The sequence below is a fragment of the uncultured Shewanella sp. genome (assembly GCF_947497935.1).
In the GTDB taxonomy this organism is placed as follows: Bacteria; Pseudomonadota; Gammaproteobacteria; order Enterobacterales; family Shewanellaceae; genus Shewanella.
Window position 1 is genome coordinate 222,348 of sequence record NZ_CANMIO010000003.1, and the last position, 19,256, is coordinate 241,603.

A 19,256-nucleotide genomic window follows, 5' to 3' on the forward strand; every position below is an offset into this window, starting at 1 on the left:
ATTTAAATTAACTTTATCTTTTCTCGATATAGTACTCTAGCTGAACTTTCACCTCTTTGGCTTTAACGGCTTTTCCATCAACAAACTTAGGCGCATAACGCCACTGCTTTAATGCTAATAGCGATTCTGTTGCAAATTTTTCTCCGCCAATCGTATCAAGAACAACAGGATCTTTAACAAAACCCATTTCATCTATGGTAAAGCTGAGCTGAGCTGAACCACTCTTCCCAGCTCTAGCATAAGACATGGGATAGTTAGGATTTTTGCGAAATAACGGTGTTGGCTCAATATCCTCTTTCCAAGGCTTCATACTACCAATCGCAATACAGTGTTGGGTGGACTTTTCACTTTCGCCATCATGCTCATAGATCTGTACTAACTTTGCATGAGCGGCCAACTCATAGGGATGATTAAAATCAAGCTTTTGAAATTGACTGATTACACCTAAAAATAGCACTTCGGCTTCATCAAAATCTTTTTCAGCAAAACGTACATTCGCTATCCTAAAACTGTTGAGTACTCGCTTCATTGCATCTTCTGGCAGTAATTCACTGTATGCCTCATGCGCATCAAAAGCGTAATTACGAACTTTGCGGGTGTAATATCGTGAGTTAACTAAACGCTCAAAATAAGCCATTTTAGTATCTGCGATGACCATTGCTTCGTCAGAATCCTCTGCAATATCTAAGGCTTCATCCAAATACTTTCGAGCATATTTTTTGCTACTGGCATCACTCAGCCCCAATAACGGATCTATCAGCTCTATAGCGTCATCACCATAATGCTTTTGGTAGATTTGTAATGTCTCTTCGAACAAGACAAACGCTTCAGGTTGAAGCTTTTTCGGTTGAGATTTGAGCTGTTCATCAAAGCTTTGATTAGGCATATTAGCAATTAATGCATTCGCTGCATTTAGTGCTAAATTACCGGTATTAATACTGTCAGCGCCAAACTTAGCCTTACCTAACTCATAAGACTGCAAAGCATAAAATTCAATATCAGATTGGTTTTCGGCGGTTACCGCAGCTTTATAAGCTAAATAGGCGTCACTAAACTCAGAGGAAAAAGCTGGGGAAGAAAGACTAACAACTGTTGTAAAAATAGCTGTTAATACAATATTGCGCTTATTAGCACTAAGCTTGGTAAACATGAAAAGTCCTTATTTCATTTTTATTCTTGATACGTAACCTAAAGTTGAACGACAGGTTAATCCGCTCAATTAGCATGGCTTTTTAAAAGCCAAACTAACATGCCCCTATGTAGGTCTCAATAATTAAGTTACGAATAATCCTTTAGCAACGAATGAACTTAGCCTCTATTTACGGTTATGTATTTAGCCCCCTAAGCCAGCATTTGGCTATGAGTTCGCTTCATAATCCACGCCATCCAAACCACCAATATCGTACTGCAGGTCGCAAGTGAGATCCAAACACCAGGCACGCCAAAGGCCCAAGCAAACACATATAAGATGGCAGCGAATAAAATCAGTTTAGCCCCAGTTAAAATTGACGCTTCTTTCGAATAGTTAATCGCTTGGAAGAATGACGCCCCCACTAACAATAAGCCTTCCATAGGTAGGCCCCAGAAATACCAGCGCATGCCCTCTGTGGCAATTGGCGTGAGTAAAGCGTTGTCACCAGCAAAGATATACACGAAAAGTTGTGGCACCGAATAGATGAAAATAAGCCCCAATGCTGCGCAGATTAAAGTGACTGAAAAGGCCATTTTTAGCGCCTGTTTTACTCTATCAAAGCGTTTGGCGCCAGCGTTAAAACTTAAGATAGGTTGTACACCAAAGGCGATACCTTCAAACAATAAGTAGAAGAAGGCTTCGGTATAGCTCACCACTCCATAAGCGGCAACGTGCAATGGCGTGCCCACCGCGAGAAATGCCACATTGTGCAGTGTCAGAACCACGGTCAAGTACATGTTCATTAAAAAGCTAGGTGTACCGACACGGATGATATTAACGCAGTGATCCCACTTGAGTTTCATCTGCTCAAGGTTGATACCAATTTCAGTTCGGCTGGAAAAGAAGTGCTGTAAACACAATGCACCTGTGACAGCCTGGGAGATCATGGTGGCTATCGCTGCCCCCATTAACCCATAGGGAAATACCACGATTAACAGCCAGTCCAGCACGGTATTGAGCACACCACCTAAGATTAATACACAAGTCACGAATCCGGGGCGACCATCGTTACGCAGCAAAGCGGTAAACGCCATCGACACAATTGGAAATGTCCCGAAGGCAAAATACCAAAATAGATAGTCGTCTGCACTGTTTAGGATCTCCCCCTCTGCGCCAAGCATGACGAGGATATCTCTAGAAAAATAACAACCAACAAGAGTAGTGATAAAGCCTGAAATTAAGCATAAGCTAAAGGTATTACCCAATATTCGCCGAGCGATATGAGACTCATCTTGACCTTGGTGGATTGACACTAAGGCCGCACCGCCCATACCCAACGTCGCACCTATCGCGTAAAGCATCGCAGCTATCGGGTAAGCCAAGATCATGCCCGCTAAACCGACTTCTCCTAGATAATGACCAATAAACATACCATCAATAGTGACGTATATTCCCGTCACTAACATGGACAAGATAGTGGGGATACTATAGCGCCAAAATAGCTGGCTTATTGGTTCAGTGACCATAGGTGAGTTTGTGCTATTTCGGCTGAATTCAGCCGTTGTTAGCGTCGGTTGAGTCATGAGTTTTCTCTGATTATTTTTATTTTTTGTTTTTTGTTTTTTGTTTTTTGTTTTTTGTTTTTTGTTTTTTGTTTTTTGTTTTTTGGGGTAGTTAGTATTCGCTGTTGATCGCGTCAATATTAAGTCTTATCGCTCGCCTCTAAAGCCATACAGTTTCATAAACGCTAGATTCTAGCGTCAGCCTCTAACCGTTAAGTTGCTTTGATATACGTAATAACGCGGATTCAAGTTCTGTGGATTCAATTGGTGACATCGATAATAGCTCAATTCGTGAGTCCATCGCATCGTCAAGCTCTACAATTGATAACTCTCCATCGACACCATTAAAGCCAGCAATCCCCTCTTCGGTGATCATCACAGCTTTTACCCGCTCAACCTGTAGATTTTTGATTAGGGCTAGCAATAGATCAAAATCAAACTCGTAGCTTGGGTCAAACACCCAACCACAGCTGTAAAAACCATCGCCTTGATTAGTCTTTCGCAGCAAACCGCGCTCATCAAATTGAGTATGTTGCTCAGACGATAAATCATCTACAGACTCTGAAAAGAGTGGGCTATAGTTAATATCGATTAAACGAGGCGCTGGCACACTCTTCTCGGTTTGTCTGAAGATTTCAGGTTCAATATTTAACCTTGTTGTGTTTGCTAAAATCGCGCCTTTATGGGCCTTTTCTAACAGCGGCATAATCGAAACACTAAGCTCTACGGCCTGCTTGAGACTCCAAGGCATAATCGGCACTCTTTCACTATCACTACTAGCTGGTTGGAGTGTAGGATCTGAGTGATTAATCATATCTAGATATTCAGATAAGTCCGATATTAAGGAGGAGGGATAACTATCGGCTTTACTCGCCAACACAACATCAGCGACTTGCAGCTGTTGATTAAAAATCTCATGTTTGGTGTAACGGCTATCATTGAGCTTTCTCGCGTCCACCAAGGTCACACAGGCTTTCATCGCCAACACTTGTCGATAATGAGGTTGAGTTAACACCTTTAACACCTCTTTAGGATGCCCTAGCCCCGTTGGTTCAATCAGCAACCTGTCAGGCTTAGCTTTGGCTATCAGCTGATTTATCGCCACCTGCATAGGCAAGCCCGCCGCGCAACACATACAACCACCCGCCACCTCTTTGATCTGTATTTGCTCAGAGTCAGCATCGAGTAACCCGGCATCGATACCTATCTCGCCAAATTCATTGACCAGTACGGCCCACACCTCTCCCTCAGGCTTATGCTGTAACAGAGCCTTAATTAAGGAGGTTTTACCGACACCTAAAAAACCGGTAATGACATTGGTTGGGATAATTTTCTGGATCATAGCTAGGCTCTATCTATCGAGTAACCTGAGATTCTAATCGTTAATCCAATCTAATGTCACCCCAAAACCGGGAGTTAGCCGAAGTTTTATAGCTGGCTATTTTCCAATCAATCTTTAAGCCATATGCTATGCTGATTACAGGTAAATCATAGGCTTGCCAATGGAATGATAGGAAGCAATGTTGAAAAAACTGATATTAAGCTTACTTTGGCTTACTGCACTAGTCATCACACCGTTTTGTTATTCACAGACTTGGTCTGATATTGATAAACCTAGCCTGACACCATCGAGCCAAGCACTCGACTCTAGTGTGAATGCACTACCCGATATTCACCTCGCAAGCCAGCGCGATCAAAGCCGGGCTGCAAACTTGCTTATACAGCTTTTTAATGAACAAGCACTGCACACGGTAAAACTAAAACAACAATTACAGGCATTTCAAAAATCTCCCTCAACAACGACTTGGCAGCAAGTTCAGCAAGTTAAACTGTCCTTAGATAATTTAAGCGCCAATAAGGCCAAATTACTCCAATACATCACTCCCAATCTCAATGATAAATACACAGGATTTGGCCCCGATGGTGTGCGCCAGATTATACTTGAAGCTCAAATTAGTGAAGCTAACGCGAGCTTTGCCTTTGTCTCGCAAGTAAGAAACCTAAAAGCCTTCGCTAACGATCTTACAGTCTCCCCCATTCCGCTGATCGTACTTATCATCAAATCAGCTCTCGTCTTTATTGTCCTTAAGTGGTGGCTAAAAGTCGGCCCGATATTAATCGTGTCGCGACTCGATAAAACGAAAATGGCTCGCCTCAAACGAGAACCTATTAGTAACATTTTTTGGCGCTACCTCAATAAAGTACACATTGTTATCGCTTGGTTCATTGCTGCCTCTGTATTGCTCAACTTATTTGCTCGCCTACCTGGACTTGGCAATATCAGCTACCTAAGCGTTGTGGTTTATTGGGCATTTAGCGCTGCGATTATTATCCGCCTTATCAACGAATTTACCGCTCACCATAGCCGCTATAACAACCAATCTGAAATTGTTGAGCTTAGGGTCAAAACGGTAAAGTATTGGATATGGTTATTTATGGTGTCTGGGATCATTCTCAAAACTACAGAGATGAGTGTTTATCAAGGAGCCATTTACGCCTGGGTGAAGACATTTATCGGGCTTGCCCTACTCATCTTACTGATTAAAACCTTAAGAGATTGGCGTCAAATCATCTTCAACCAGTTGAAGCAAAATGATGATCACCCCAATTACATCAAGTGGGCGATCAAAAATGAAAACAATTGGTTATTTTCTCCTGTGGCAACCTTACTTGGGGTTTTTAGGCTGTTTAACCAAAGAGCCTTTCAAGAGTTATTTAATAATCTCTCTCGCTATCAAAGCTTTAAGCATGCATTAGCCTACTTCTTTAGAGTTGAAGTAGCCAAGCAGAGCCAAGCAGATAAAGAAAATACCAATATGGTTCGTGTTAAAGGTGACGAAGCCTTTTTGTATGTGATGCCAGGCCATGAGGAGAGTGAGCTTGTGCAAGAGTATGCTAAGACCGAGCTCGATGAGCTCGCGCGCTACGTTCTAGCCCCAGTTCCGGCATTAGCTTTAGTCTATTCAGAGCGAGGCTTAGGGCTAACCACACTATTTAAACGCCTACTACACAGTGCCAACTCAGAGCATGCTATTTATTTAAGCTGTCCATACGGTGGTTATTCACCACTGATCCAACAGCTCAATATTGCCTTAGGACTTGAAGAAGATGGTAATGAAGCAGCCCTTATTCAACACTTGCGACAATCTGAGCAGCGATACATTGTTTGTATCGATAATTGCCAACGATTAGTTAGCCCTAAAGTTGCTGGGTTAACCGATCTGATGAAAATCACTAAACTGCTACGCCGCGGCCGTAATCAACATGGCGCGGTTTTAGGGATGGAACAGTCGGCTTGGCGCTTTATCGACCGCGCAAGAGGCGAGCGCTTACTATTTGATAAAGTCATTGCCATGCCACGTTGGAATGAGAAACAAATTGCCACCTTGCTAAGTAGCCGTATCACTATTGAAGGTGAGTATGGATTAAGCTTTGAAGGACTCAAATTACCTAAGCAATGGGATGAACAAGATCTCAGTGAGCAACAGCGAGCCGAACAAGGTTTCTACCGTATTTTATGGGACTACTCCGACGGTAACCCAACAGTTGCATTGCGGTTCTTTAGAATGTCACTTAATAAAGATAAAACCAGTGGCAAGGTGTTTGTCAGAATATTTACAGCACCTGACGCAAAAGAACTAGAAAACATGCCTAAGCCAATGCTAGCGGTATTACGCGCCATCGTGCAGTTGGAAGTTGCTTCAGCGGAAGAACTGTCGGATTGTACTCAACTTGGATTCTCCGAGGTGTTAAATACACTGCGTTATTTTCAAAACCGTGGCTTTGTGGAGTTAGTGGATGATAAGGCAAGGATTTCTGCACACTGGTTTAGATACATAACCAATACACTGCACAATCAACACTTATTGGTGAAATAGATGAAAGACTCTCTGCAATTACCCCGCGTAATCGGATTAGCTGTACTTTGTATCGCCATGCCAACAGGGGCTGAAACCACAACAGCAAACTTAGACAGTCTCACAGAGATTGCCAGCCTGATCCGCTGGAGTGGCGTATTCATGTCGTTGATTGTGGTATTTATTGCCTGGTTAATGCTTAAATTTACTCAAAACCTGGTCGACTCTATCGGTGGCCAGTTTGCCCAGCGACGTATGCTTGCCCAAAAGCTGCAATCCTTCTTTCAATTCTTTGTCTATATGACCGCGGGGATCTCGGTGTTTATGCTGAGCTTTAGGGTCGATGATAGAGTGCTTACCCTTATTGGTGGCACCTTAGCGGTATCTGTCGGCTTTGCGATGAAAGATCTGGCTGCATCCTTTATTGCTGGGCTCACTGTCATGATAGACAGACCCTTTCAAGTCGGCGATAGAGTGACATTTGAAGGCCATTACGGCGATATCGTCACCATAGGACTACGCTCCGTCAGAATGTGTACTTTAACTGATGACATTATTACCATTCCCAACAGCAAGTTTCTAAGCGATGTGGTTGTTAGTGGTAACTATGGCGCTTTAGATATGCAGGTGGTGATCCCCTTCCATGTCGCGCTGGACCAAGACCTTACTTTAGCCAGTGACATCATTCGTGAAGCTGCAGCATCGAGCCGCTATATCCACCTGCCAAAACCCATTGTGGTACTTGTGAAGCAAGATATTAGTGATAATTACTTCGCGATTAAGCTTACGCTTAAAGCCTACGTGCTAGATATCAAATATGAAAAACTATTTGAAACAGACATTACCCTGAGGGTTATGCAGGAGTTTAAAAAGCAGAATATCTGCCCGCCAACCATTATGCAAAGCACCAAGATATACCGTTAAAAGGACTCATGAGCCGCACTAACGACGCAGTATTAGCCAGCAAACTGATACAGAGCTATTTAAGGTAATGCGTATCGATATAATCGCACCACAGATCTGAGTCTAATTCTGGTAGTTCATTATTGCCTCTGATCCCCAGTCTAAACTCTACCACTGAGCGCCACTCTAACGAGCCAAGATCGGGTCCGTGTCCATGACCATCACCAGTGATAATTTGTTGTGCCGCTTTTTCAAACCAAGCAGGTTCACAAGCTTGAATGTCTGGCCGTTCATAAACACTCTTATCATTCACGCTAATCGCTTTTTCAGTCGTATCTTTTGGGACTATTTGCGCACATCCACAAAACAGCACCACCACAACAATGCTAGCCACACCATAGATTTTATTCACTGAAATCGACTCCAAATTAATTAATAACGATAACACTATCAAATCATGCACATTTTAAGGAGGAATTAAAGTACAACTAAATACCTCCTAAATGCTTTCTAAATAAAAACAACGCAAAACACCACCAAGCAACAAGACCAAAACACGCAGACAACACACCAGCATCATCACCGCAAAGAGTGGTGACAATTCAAACACATAGTCACTCAATCATCCAAGATTTATGTTCATCCTATATACACCTGTATAGAATATCATCGAAGCTCAACTAAATGAGCTCGTTATTATAATTATTATTGATGGGTCAAAATATGAAATTTCTAAAAACTGCCGCTGCGGCTGCAATCACTGTTGCGTTATTAGCAGGATGTAATGACGAAACCAATAACTACCACCCAACTGAGCCAACACCAGATCCTATTGAGCCAGTAGAGAGAGACGGTCGCTTTGCCGCGTATAACTTATCATTCGATCGTACAAGCTTTGAGCAGCTTGTTAGTGAGATGACACTAACAGCTGAAGAGCAAGACGCATTAATGGGTAAGTGGTTCGACGGAACCTTAACTGATACAGAAAAAGAAGTTGCAGAAAAAGTTATTCAAATCCGTAACGTTGCAGCTGTAATTCAAACAGAGCGCCCAGCTGTATTGATGATGGGAGAATTCAACAACGACGGTATAGGTGAAAACCAAGATGCCATGGTGGGCTTCCGTCTTAACTACTTGTCTGTACCGCAAAATGGCTTGGGTGCGACATCTGATGAAAAGAAGATGCTTGAGCCGATCCAATTTGGTTACTCTGAGACATTCGCCACTAACACTGGTTTACTTAGCGAGTTTGACTTAGATCGTGACGGCAAGATTGCCTTACCTGGTGATGCTTGGGGCTTTGGCTTCTATCACGGTCAATACGCATTTGGCCTGATCTCAATGTACCCAATCGACACAACCAATATCCGTACTTTCCAAAACTTCAAATGGAAAGATATGCCGGGCGCAACCAATCCAACTATCGTTAATTGCGATGATGAGAACAATCCGATTCCTGCAGGCATGAAGTGTGGCGATGAATGGTACTCAGCAGAAGCTTGGGCTGAAAAGCCACTTTCTTCAAAGAACCATGTTGATGTGCCAGTATTCGTCCCCACATCAGATGGCGGAACTCAAACTGTTCACCTGTTAATGTCACACCCTACACCACCAGTATTCGATACAGTAACGAAGAACAACGTACTGCTAAATAGCGCAGAAGTCGCTTTTTGGGATGACTATGTATCAGGTTCAGATTACATGTATGACGACAAAGGTCTACAAGGTGGTTTAGCTGACGACGCATCATTTATGATTATGGGCGACCTTAACGCTGATCCTAACGATGGCGATGGTAAAGTTGAAACGATTGCTAAGCTACTAGCCAACGACCACATCAACACTCATGCAACACTGGGTGTTTACGCTCCTAGCAGCTTAGGTGCTGATGAGTGCTTTACGAATGGCGAATGTGGTGACTGGGGAACTGGCAGCCCACAGTATGTAACAAGTACATTTGGACTACGTGTTGATTACGTTATGCCATCAAGTGACCTAAACATCACTGACTCAGGTGTATTCTGGCCAGCCACCTTCGAAGAGGGTCGTCTACTAATGAATGATGAGCGTGTAGGTAAGTATGGTGACGGCAAAGATATCTCATCTGATCACCGCCTTGTTTGGGTTAAAGCTGAATTCTAATTGATTCAGCCATTACAGATATACTTGTAATGGCAAACCAAATGAGTAATAAATTAGCGTTCAGTACAATTTATTTACTGAACGCTTTTTTATCGGATTAGAGATTAAACTGAAAATTGCATCGATGAGTTAAAACAGATGACGGGTTCGATGTCTGTATAAGGCTCGTTCACCCAACACTCAAGTCTAAATTTCTCATAAACTTCTCGAAATGGCGTATGGTCCAGTGTCGACTCATCGAGCATTATTTTCGAAAAGTCTTCAGACTTAATGACGATATAAACAGACTCATATTCAGCGGAGGATTCAAAGAAAACACTGTCCCAGTAGTACCCTTTTTGATCCATTTCTCCCTTAGGGTATTGGATATTTTCACGCATATAGCAGATCAAATCATCTAGCTTTTCTCTTGCTCCTAACTTGAGTTTAATTTTAAGTAATTTAGATTCCATTCATTCCTCATCGAAAGCACTGACACTTAGCTTTATATTTAATTTCCTGCGTACCTTTGCAGGTAAAAAGACTGACTTTACCCCATAAAAAAGTGAACATGCTAACAGTAGCTATGTTCACTTTATTTAGATAGGTATGACTCAATTTATACGCTATTTTTTAGCTTTATCTTTTGAGCGACCGTAGCTACTTTTTCCCGATGCTGCGCTACGGAAATTACTTTTTCCTACTGCGTTTTTAGCCGGGCGATTTTTGTCTTGATACTTACGTTTATTGTGGCCTTTCTCTTTTACAGGCTTTACAACAACGTCACGATAGCGAGCCGGTAAAGGGGCGCCTTCTTCATAACCTGGCATAGTCATGCGCGGTAAAGTCTGTGCGATTAACACTTCAATTTCTTGCATCATCTCGCGATCTTGTGGTGATACAAAAGAAATAGCACGACCCGCGAGGCCCGCTCGTCCGGTTCGACCAACGCGGTGAACATAGTCCTCAGCAGCAAACGGTAACTCTAGGTTAATCACCAAAGGCAGCGCTTCGATATCTAAACCGCGAGCGGCTACATCGGTTGCTACCATGACGCGTAACTTGCCAGATTTAAACTCCTCAAGTGCTCGATTTCTTGCCCCTTGAGTCTTTTCACCATGGAAGACGGCGTTTTTCACACCATCGAGTTTTAATTCCGTATGTAGATGCTCGGCACTTTCTCTGGTGCTGACAAACACCAAAACTTGCTGCCAGTTGTTACGGCCGATCAATTCAGAAAGTAACTCTGACTTTCTGCGAGTATCAACAAGGTAAACTTCTTGGGTAATAAGGCTTGCAGTGGCAGAGGTTGCAACATTAATCCACTCTGGCGCAATTAACATTTTTTCCGCTAGCGTTTTAACTGCGTCACTGTAGGTCGCAGAGAAAAAAAGTGTTTGGTGAGTCGCAGCCACCAGCTTCTTCACCTTTTCAATATCACGCACAAAACCTAAGTCCAGCATGCGATCCGCTTCATCCACTACTAAGTGAGTCACGTTTGACAAGTCGAGGCCAAACTGGCCAATATGATCGAATAGACGGCCTGGGGTCGCAACTAAGATATCGACTCCAGCTTGCAGCGCTTTGCGCTGCGGGTTCATGTTCGAACCACCATATACGGCAACAGTTTTAAATGGCAAATACTGCGCGTACGCCGTAATGTTATCGGCAACTTGAATCGCCAGCTCACGAGTAGGAGTAAGGACTAGCACCTTAACAATCGGCTGATGAGTCAACTCGGCTTCACTATCAGTAAATAAGCCATATTCCTTAATCAAGGTATTAAGTAGCGGTAGTGCAAAAGCCGCTGTTTTACCCGTACCCGTTTGGGCACAAGCCATAATATCTTTACCTTCCATGGCAACGGGTAATACCTGCGATTGAACTTGAGTCAATTGCTGGTAACCGCGGGCAGAAACTGCATCTAATATTTTGGAATGTAAATCGAATGCATCAAAGTTCATGGTCGGCTCAATAGGATTAATATAAAGGAATGGAAGGAATAAAAGTGAGCGCGGAGTCTAGCAAAATCCCGCTCGAGATTATATAGCCAAACTAAGTCTATCTCGGCGATTCTAAGTTTATACAATCTAAGTGACACAATATCACTGTCTAGGTTAATTATTCTTGAATGAGAATACTCGATTCAGCACTTCCATGGCCTTAACCACTTCACTGCAACCAAGTACGACACTGTAAAATCGCTCATAATATTGACTCAGCTTAAGCTCGATCCTTTGCTACAGGGCTGTTTTCCTCCAGAGTATGCTCAGCGACAAGATAGGCCTGTTCAAACTTTTCAACTGGTACAGGTCTTGAGAATAGATAACCTTGCCCAAAATCACAGCCCGCATTGGCTAAGATTTTACGCTGGTAATCAGTCTCGACGCCTTCAGCAATGACTTTCATCCCCAACTTATGAGCCATCACTATAATCGCCTCACATAAGGTAAAATCATCACTATTACTATCTAAATTTCGCGTAAAAGACTGATCTATCTTTAAAAAGTCTATATCGAACTTCTTAAGATATGCCAGTGAAGAATAGCCAGTACCAAAGTCATCGAGCGAGATTTGTATCCCTGAATCACGATATCGTGTGAGTTTAGATGAGATAGCACTATTGCCATCGAGCAGTAAGCCCTCGGTGATCTCGATACAGACATTATTATTGGTTAAGTTGAGGGTCTTTAACAAAGACACCCAAGAACTTAGGCTCTCGCCTTCATCCCTAAACTGAACTGGGGATTTGTTAATACTAATTTGCACCTCAATGCCGAAACGATCGCGCCATAAGGCACTCTGGCGGGCAGCTTGCTGGAACACCCAGTTACCTATTTCAATAATGAGCCCTGTCTCTTCGGCAACCGCAATAAATTCTATTGGAGATACCAAACCACGTTTAGGGTGACGCCAACGGATCAAGGCCTCCGCTTTAAGTTCCTGACCGCCCTGCAAGCTAACGATTGGTTGGTAATAGAGTTCAAATTCGTGGTTGGCAATGGCTGAACGAAGGTCTTGGATCAAACGCATTCTATATTTGGCGTATCGCTGCATCGATGGCGTAAAGTAATGAAAGCGATTTCGCCCTTCATCTTTTGCTGCATACATGGCCTGATCGGCGTGCTTTAATAATCCCTCAATGGTTGAGGCATCATCGGGGTAAAGAGTAATACCAATACTGGCACTGATATAGGCCGTTTCTTCCCCTAAGTTATAGGGCTCCGCAATACTCGTTAAAATATGTTTCGCTACTTTATCAACACCTTTGATATCGGTAATGCCAGATAATACTACCGTAAACTCATCTCCCCCTAGTCTTGCCACCACGTCAGACTCCCGAATACAGGCTTTTAGTCGCTTAGCGGCTTCCGATAGCAACATGTCTCCCATATCGTGGCCGAGAGTGTCATTAACTTCTTTAAAGTAATCTAAGTCTAAAAACATCAATGCAAAATGTTGCTCGCGGCTATCTGACTTTAAGATCTCCGCATTAAGGTAATCCAACAGCATACGCCGATTTGGCAGGCCAGTTAACGAGTCATAATTAGCCTGTTTCCAGATTATTTGTTCTGCTTGCTTCTTTTCTGTAATGTCAGAGAAAAGCGCTACGCGACGCTGTGTCTGCGCTTCGGCATCAAACAAGGCATTCAGGGTTAGCCAAACCACAAATTCCTCACCGTTTTTACGCCTTAGCCACACTTCTCCCTGCCAGTGCCCCTCTTCTTCAACTCCCATGTGCATCTGCTCATAGGCACTTCGATTATTACGGTTGCACTGTAATATCTTGATATTTTGATGTTTAACTTCGGCTTCGGTATAACCGGTAATATCTGTAAATGCGGCATTAATATTGATAATCATGCCCTGCTCGTCCTGCACACTCATGGCTTCACGACTATTGTTATAGACCGAGGCGGCAAGCTTTAATGACTCTTCAACCCGCTTCCTATCAGTGATATCTGTGTGGATCCCACACATTCTTAAAGGACTGCCACTTTCATCTCGGCTCATCACTTTCCCAGAGTCTAGGATCCATAAGGTTTCACCCGCTAAGGTGCGAATACGGTATTCGACTTTATGTTGCTCCGTTTCACCACTTAAATGTGCTTCTATCGACTCTAGTACTGTGGCTCGGTCTTCAGGATGAATCGAGTCAATCCACAGCTTTTGTTGACTATTGAGGGTATCGACATCACAGCCAAGTAGGGCCGCACAGTACTCGTTTCGCTCGATAACATCTTTACGAATATCCCAATCCCAAAAGCCTAGCTCACTGCTGCCAAGCACTAAGCCCAATTGCTCCTGACTGGCGAGTTTCTCTTTCTCTGCTTCCTTTTGTGAGGTGCGGTTTAAAAAGCCTGTAATAATCAATTCGACTCTGGATTGGACTCTTTGACAAGCTACTGTCATATGGGTATAGACTATCGATTCATCTTTGGCGATAAGACAGAGATCAAGCTCAAACTCATTAATCCCTCCATCGAGCATCCTTAAAAAATAATGCTTATAACTTTGAAAATCATCAGCAGACATCAGCTCTGACCAAGACTGACAGAGCAACTCTTGCTCGGTATACTTGAGCATCTGACACAAACTTGAGTTCACCTTAATCCATTCATGGGTAATATCAGTAATTGCGATCCCCATATTTCCACTCTGGAACTGTGACTTAAACAGCAAATGGTCCTGCAACTTAATTTTTTGATCCCGTTCTATCTCGATACGCCTAGATAGCAATAGCCCCAGTAAAACGGTAGTGATAGGGAAGATGATCAGAAAGGGGACAGTGATCTGTTTCAATAGGTTGATGGCTATTTCGATGGGCATGGTCAAGCCCCAGAGTAGAGTGACACTATGGGTCATCAAGCCAAAGGCAAATAACTCACCGATACGGATATCACCAATATCTCCTTTGCGGTATCTCCCCCACAGATATCCCATAAGACCTGATGTCACTATGGTACCAACACCAGACCATACTGCTATCCCCCCTTCACTCAGCCGATATAAACTGCTGATGATCACAGCAACTAACGTTGGCACACCACCAAAGAAAAGACCACTGACACTTAAAATAACCGTTCTTGAATCGATATAGATAGCGTTACTGTGTTGCCAAGGCATCAGCATGACGGAGATGGTAATAACCGCGACTAGCACACCAATCCCTACACGCCATAATAAATCCAGAGAGCGTTTATGATTACGCGGAAAGGCGTCATACACGAGAACTAGCGCGAGTAATAATGCGGCATTTTGTATAAGAGAGAGAATTAAGCCTTGATCCATAAGAAGCTATTCATCCTTGATATTTCCTTTAAAAATCGTTTTTTTTATTTTTAATTAACCCATCTAGAAGACGATTTTTAAACCTTGTAGGTTATCGCTTGATTCGACAACTCCCCTACATTTATAGGGAGCTTGAAAACTTGCAATCTATTGTCAGTATAGGAAAACATTCGAATCACTGTTACCTTTTACAACACTTTAATTACAAAGATAAACACTAAAGAACCAAAGTTCAAAGGTCTGAGACGAATTTTTACTCTAAATTATTATAGGAAATGGAAAAACCGTAGCTGAGACTGAGTCCTATTCGCCTCTAATAGATTAAAGGCTGAATCTAATTCAAGCCTGTGTAACACCGCTATTGACCAGAGTAGATAAGGTGAATGATTAATTCCATAAGGAAACATTCACCTAAAAATCTTAGCCTAATAGCGGATTGTCAGCTGTAAAAATTAACTAGCTTGATGAGTGACTAAAGTCGGATTTAGTAAGTTGTCATGCACCGGGCAACGATGGCAAACCGTATCAAGAAATTCACGTTTTTGCTCATCAAATAAGGGTTCTTTATTCATTGTAGCGTCCATATCCACTGTGATGTCGATATGCTTAAAGCCAACGGGATCGTCGGTCGCTTTTCCAAGTAGCCCTGCCGTATTTAACTGTGCCTTAATCGATACATCAAAATGGTTAAGTGTAATCTTCTGCTCTCTAGCAACCATTCTAGCTATAGTCGAGATACAACCAGCTAAAGAAAAAATAAATGTCTCTAACGGATTGGCACCTTCGTTACCTGCTGTAGGCTGATCGATCACAAGTTGGTGCTCTCTCACTTGTGCTGTAATTTTCCAACCATCACCCATGTGAGTTTTAACTTCAACGCTCTTTTGTGGCATGTTAATACTGCTCCATTAGTTTTATTTCAATGAGATTATTCTAATGAATATTTAAACCAAAACTCAAGCGCTATTCACAGTTTACTGTATTTATCAGTTAATCGTTTACAGATTATTTACTGTGATAGACTGATAAGCCAATCTCATACACTGACAAATTAAAGCAAAATCACTATGTCACAAACTCATACCATGCAAGCTAATACCTCTGATACTAAGTCAGTACAGTACAGTAAAACCTACAGCTTTCCCGTGCAGATCTATTACGAAGATACCGATTTTTCAGGCGTGGTATATCACCCTAACTTTCTAAAGTACTTTGAACGCGCTCGTGAACACGTCATTGGGGCAAAAGATTTGGCCAACTTATGGGATGAGCATGACTTAGGTTTTGCGGTATATCGCAGCGATATGCTTTGTCACGACGGTGTGGAGTTTGCCGATATTATCGATATTAGAACCAAGTTCTATTTTGAGAGTAAGTACCGTACGGTTTGGTTGCAGGAGATCTGGCGTCCTAATGGAAAAAAGCCCGCCGTCACCGCCCAGATTGAGATGATCTGTATGAATAAGAAGCGCCAGCTAAGCCCTATGCCACCGCAGTTAATTGCTCGTTTAGGTGAAGCTTTTTCTGAAACCGTTATTCTTTGAGTGTCTTTTGCCTATCTGTTTTGATTAAAGCTTACAATAACTGATGAAAAAGGTAAGTCTCAAACTCTAGATGCTGAGCATAATCGGCTTACCTTTTCTCATAGCCTGCTACACTGGTGCTAACCTAGTCATAGGCATGCCTTAGCTAACCTGACTTATTTTCGACCAGCGAGCTCCTAGCTCTTTCGCTGTTAAAGGCTTAGAAAAGATATCGCCTTGAACTTTATCTACGCCCATATCGAGCAATAACTGTAAAATCTCTTCAGTTTCCACCCCTTCAACAGTCACCTTAAAACCAAGACCTTCCGCCAATCGAATACTGGTATCCATTATGTGTCTAGCCCTAATATCGACTTCAAGATCCTCTAGAAATGCTTTATCAATCTTGACCTCATCGACAGGCAAATATTTAAGGTAAGCCAAAGAAGAATGACCCGTCCCAAAATCATCGATAGCCACATCGACTCCGAGGTGACGCAGACGCTTAATCGTTACAACCGCCCCATCTAAGTCTTGCATCAACTTACTTTCGGTGATCTCTATCGAGATCGCATTCGCCTTTAATTGATATTGCTCAAGTCTAGCCTCTATTCCGGTAATCAAAGACGCATTACGCAGATCTTGAGTCGATAGGTTTACCGCCACCTGTAGCTTAATACCACTTTGCTGCCATACAGCTTGCTGTGCAAATACTTGATCCAAGGCCCATTGGCTGACGATATCGATCATGCCGGAATATTCGGCTAAGGGAATAAATTCACTAGGCGATATATTGCCTAATAAAGGATGCTGCCATCGCATTAAGGCCTCGACTTGCTGACAGTCTCCGTGGGGGAAACTTTGCTTCGGCTGATACACCATATAAAGCTCGCCATCACGCAGTGCCTTGGCCAGGCTATTAATAATCGACACCTCTCTAAGCTGCGCAGCATCATCACCCAGCTGATATTCAGATAATGCCACATCATGGGTCTTGGCTTTTTTTAACGCTAAGTCTAGTCGTCGCAACATGGTACTGATATCACTGTGAAAAGGCTTTAGTGCCAAGTGTCCCATCTGCACTCTGGTAGTAATGATACTTCCGAAAATATCATAGGGGAGCTGCAATTTGTCGATGATCTGCTGTAGTTGTTGCTCCGTCATTTCGCTAGTGAAATAGATAAGAAATTCATCTTCATTCATCCTAGCAATTAACGAACTTTCCGGGGCTAGGCTTTTCACCCGCCCTGCCATCTGCTTCAGCAGCTCGTCGCCAAAGTTAAAGCCAAACAAATCGTTCACGTATCGAAAACGATAGATATCGAGTAACACTAAGCTACCACGATTTAATGGCATTAAAACGGCCATTTTGCGCTTCATGCTCAATCGATTATCAAGCTCAGTGAGCTTATCGCGTTCTGATTGCTTACTTTGGGTATAGAGAGTAGTGACGAGATCTTTTAAACTGAGAAGTTTGCCCGTTAAAGAGGCGTTACTGGAAGGGAGCTTAATCCCCTTCAGGTCAAGAAACTCAAATAATTTATTGAGTTGATGTCGCAGTCTGAGCAGCCACAAGAGTGCACTTACTAACAAAGCTATTAGCAACAAACACACAGTGGAAATCATCCAAAAACTGTCCATCAATGAGTACTTTTACCGTTATAAAATCTCTATTTATTCAGTTATAAACTATAGTGACCACAGGCTCCAACACCAGCACACACTATAGTTTAAATTTTCATCGCATCACGATTTAAACGTCATGATTTAAACGTCAAGGTTATTCGTAACTCGCCTTGATAGATTGGTAAGCCTCTTGGAATCTATCACCTACTAATTCATCTGCCGATACAGGTAAACCACGCTCAATAAAGGCTGTCATCCTTTGCTCTAAATCGTCGCCAGCTCTTAGCTCGCCGGTATAGAAAGCCGCCGCGCGAATAAAGTCCAAGTAACTTACTTGTTCAGAGTTATAGGTGAGGTCAGCCCAGCGTTCTACTACTTGCATCACATCTGGCGAAAACTCCCAGCTCTTTAACACGGCACGCCCTAACGGGCCTTGTAACTTTTTCACTAAGGCTCGCAACATTTCTATGCTATCAAATAACTCAGGTTGAGCCTCGGCCTCAGTCAATACCGGCAGCGCGCCAATGTTATGTACCAGACCAGCTAATGTCATAGTGTCAAAGTTTAGCTTGCTACCCGGATTATTAGCATTATAAATCTGCAACATCGCGCACGCGGCAGCCGTCACATCAATAGAGGAACTCCACACCTCATCCATTACCTCCCACACCATTTGATTGGTGGAGATAAACAGCTGCTCCATCGCAATTGATGTCACAATGGATTTAATCTGAGTCAACCCAATACGGTTAATGGCGGCATTGACGTTATCAGCGGGGATCCCACGACTGTACATAGCGCTATTGGCAATACGAATAACCCTAGCTGAAATAGCCGCATCTTGACCAATAATACTAGCCACATCTTTTAGGCTGGCGTCTTCTTGACCCACCACTTCCTGCACCCGCATAGCAACCTCTGGCAAGGTCGGCAACACTAAGGCATCGGACTTTAATTTTTTTAACAAACCAACTAATACTTGATGCTCTGTAGACATCTCAACTCCCTTATAACTCGTATTAATTTGCAGCGAATCGAGTATAACAGTAGAACGCTTTGAGGTACGTGCAAAATACTATTTATGGGTCAATACTTAAGCAAGCGACGAGATTAGGGTTAAATCGCTTAAAAAATGATAAGGAGATCACAAGATCTTATAATAAACGACTCAGATCGACCCAAGTCCACTTATTATATACGGCTGACTTTCTTGCATTAGTACACCCGCATTCAGTAAAAT

At 42.8% G+C, this 19,256-nt stretch carries 14 protein-coding genes; 4 read left to right on the forward strand and 10 right to left on the reverse strand.

Going from position 1 to position 19,256, the window contains the following annotated elements:
• Nucleotides 1-13 precede the first annotated feature (13 nt).
• The 3 genes from Q1A86_RS04895 to Q1A86_RS04905 form a co-directional block, all read right to left on the reverse strand.
• Nucleotides 14-1,150: an energy transducer TonB gene (locus Q1A86_RS04895; protein ID WP_299803550.1), complete on the reverse strand. Its 1,137-nt coding sequence runs from the start codon at nt 1,148-1,150 to the stop codon at nt 14-16.
• Between the two features lie 191 nt (nt 1,151-1,341).
• The gene (locus Q1A86_RS04900; protein ID WP_299803552.1) at nt 1,342-2,715 is read right to left on the reverse strand and encodes an MATE family efflux transporter; all 1,374 of its coding nucleotides are present in this window, start codon (nt 2,713-2,715) and stop codon (nt 1,342-1,344) included.
• Nucleotides 2,716-2,899: 184 nt separating this feature from the next.
• Nucleotides 2,900-4,036: a GTP-binding protein gene (locus Q1A86_RS04905; RefSeq protein ID WP_299803555.1), complete on the reverse strand. Its 1,137-nt coding sequence runs from the start codon at nt 4,034-4,036 to the stop codon at nt 2,900-2,902.
• Nucleotides 4,037-4,214: 178 nt separating this feature from the next.
• Between Q1A86_RS04905 and Q1A86_RS04910 the strand changes: the two genes are divergently transcribed.
• Complete coding sequence (locus tag Q1A86_RS04910; RefSeq protein WP_299803557.1) at nt 4,215-6,572, forward strand: AAA family ATPase; 2,358 nt, start codon at nt 4,215-4,217, stop codon at nt 6,570-6,572.
• The gene (locus Q1A86_RS04915; protein WP_299803559.1) at nt 6,573-7,475 is read left to right on the forward strand and encodes a mechanosensitive ion channel domain-containing protein; all 903 of its coding nucleotides are present in this window, start codon (nt 6,573-6,575) and stop codon (nt 7,473-7,475) included. It begins immediately after the preceding gene.
• A gap of 55 nt (nt 7,476-7,530) precedes the next feature.
• Here the strand turns inward: Q1A86_RS04915 and Q1A86_RS04920 are convergent, their stop codons facing one another.
• Nucleotides 7,531-7,866 carry a hypothetical protein gene (locus tag Q1A86_RS04920; protein ID WP_299803561.1) on the reverse strand — a complete coding sequence of 112 codons (336 nt, stop codon included), beginning with the start codon at nt 7,864-7,866 and terminating at the stop codon, nt 7,531-7,533.
• Nucleotides 7,867-8,177: 311 nt separating this feature from the next.
• Between Q1A86_RS04920 and Q1A86_RS04925 the strand changes: the two genes are divergently transcribed.
• Nucleotides 8,178-9,596 carry an endonuclease/exonuclease/phosphatase family protein gene (locus tag Q1A86_RS04925; protein WP_299803563.1) on the forward strand — a complete coding sequence of 473 codons (1,419 nt, stop codon included), beginning with the start codon at nt 8,178-8,180 and terminating at the stop codon, nt 9,594-9,596.
• A 104-nt stretch (nt 9,597-9,700) separates the two neighbouring features.
• On the opposite strand, the gene Q1A86_RS04930 is transcribed toward Q1A86_RS04925, so the two are convergent.
• The 4 genes from Q1A86_RS04930 to Q1A86_RS04945 form a co-directional block, all read right to left on the reverse strand.
• Nucleotides 9,701-10,048 (reverse strand): DUF6176 family protein, encoded by a 348-nt coding sequence (locus tag Q1A86_RS04930; protein WP_299803566.1) that lies wholly within the window; start codon nt 10,046-10,048, stop codon nt 9,701-9,703.
• Between the two features lie 153 nt (nt 10,049-10,201).
• Complete coding sequence (locus Q1A86_RS04935; protein WP_299803569.1) at nt 10,202-11,539, reverse strand: DEAD/DEAH box helicase; 1,338 nt, start codon at nt 11,537-11,539, stop codon at nt 10,202-10,204.
• A gap of 259 nt (nt 11,540-11,798) precedes the next feature.
• Entirely contained in the window at nt 11,799-14,867 is a 3,069-nt protein-coding gene (locus tag Q1A86_RS04940) for an EAL domain-containing protein (RefSeq protein WP_299803571.1), read from the reverse strand.
• 452 nt (nt 14,868-15,319) lie between these two features.
• A complete protein-coding gene (locus tag Q1A86_RS04945; protein WP_299803574.1) occupies nt 15,320-15,760 on the reverse strand; it encodes an OsmC family protein in 441 nt (146 codons plus the stop codon).
• 174 nt (nt 15,761-15,934) lie between these two features.
• On the opposite strand from Q1A86_RS04945, the gene Q1A86_RS04950 reads away from it, so the two are divergent.
• Nucleotides 15,935-16,411: a thioesterase family protein gene (locus Q1A86_RS04950; RefSeq protein ID WP_299803578.1), complete on the forward strand. Its 477-nt coding sequence runs from the start codon at nt 15,935-15,937 to the stop codon at nt 16,409-16,411.
• A gap of 141 nt (nt 16,412-16,552) precedes the next feature.
• Here Q1A86_RS04950 and Q1A86_RS04955 read toward each other — a convergent pair whose 3' ends face one another.
• Together Q1A86_RS04955 and Q1A86_RS04960 are read right to left on the reverse strand one after the other, a co-directional pair.
• A complete protein-coding gene (locus Q1A86_RS04955; RefSeq protein ID WP_299803581.1) occupies nt 16,553-18,031 on the reverse strand; it encodes a bifunctional diguanylate cyclase/phosphodiesterase in 1,479 nt (492 codons plus the stop codon).
• Nucleotides 18,032-18,170: 139 nt separating this feature from the next.
• On the reverse strand, nt 18,171-19,013 hold the full coding sequence (locus Q1A86_RS04960; protein WP_299803583.1) for an HDOD domain-containing protein: 843 nt from the start codon (nt 19,011-19,013) through the stop codon (nt 18,171-18,173).
• Between the last annotated feature and the right edge of the window lie 243 nt (nt 19,014-19,256).